Source organism: Arthrobacter sp. sptzw32 (genome assembly GCF_059089735.1).
Genome location: NZ_JBNHEZ010000028.1, coordinates 1 through 350, shown reverse-complemented (window position 1 = coordinate 350; position 350 = coordinate 1). Strand labels below are relative to the sequence as shown.

Here is a 350-nt window from a genome sequence, read left to right as displayed (position 1 = left end):
TGAAGAGCCGGGTTTTGCGGCCGAGGTCGAGGATTTCGCCGTGGGTGCCCAGGAGTGCGGGGATGATGTCGGCGTCGCAGGCGATTTTGCGGAGGGTCGCGGCGGCGACGGGTCCGGTGAACACGAAGTTCCCCGTGCCGGGGGGTGTGCCGGTGCCGGTGCCGGGGCCGGTGCTGGTGCTGGTCCTTGTGCTGAGAGCGGTGGCGGTGGTGGTGTCCTTGTCGGTGCCGGGGTGTGTGCCGGTGGTGGGTGCTGGGTGGGTGGCTTTGTGGTGGGGGAGGAGGTCTTGGTAGTTGATGGTGGCGATGATTTGGGGGCGGTTTCCGCCGGTGCTGGGCAGGGTGTTGGTG

General features: G+C 68.3%; 1 pseudogene. It reads right to left on the bottom strand.

The window, feature by feature from the left end:
• A pseudogene (locus tag AC5RVN_RS17455) lies at positions 1-350 on the bottom strand (HNH endonuclease signature motif containing protein); the annotation flags it as partial.